General features: G+C 70.5%; 1 protein-coding gene. It reads left to right on the plus strand.

The window, feature by feature from the left end:
• Window positions 1–199: tRNA (cytidine(34)-2'-O)-methyltransferase (locus SB754_RS22915; protein ID WP_410784554.1), on the plus strand; the 199-nt coding region annotated here is incomplete at its 5' end.
• Between the last annotated feature and the right edge of the window lie 38 nt (window positions 200–237).

Raw genomic sequence — 237 nt, forward strand, 5'->3', positions numbered from 1 at the left:
GTCGTACCAGCCGGGCGACGCCCTGATGTTCGGTCCCGAGCCGACGGGCCTGCCCGACGAGATCATGGCGGACCCGCGCATCACCCGGCTCCTGCGGATCCCGATGCAGCCGGGCATCCGCTCGCTGAACCTCTCGAACTCCGCCGCGATCGCGACCTTCGAGGCCTGGCGCCAGAACGGATTCGCCGGGGGCGTGTAGGCGCACCGGCCCGCGACAATATGGGACGATAGACCCCG

It is taken from the genome of Leifsonia sp. SIMBA_070 (genome assembly GCF_046534635.1).
GTDB lineage: Bacteria > Actinomycetota > Actinomycetes > Actinomycetales > Microbacteriaceae > Leifsonia.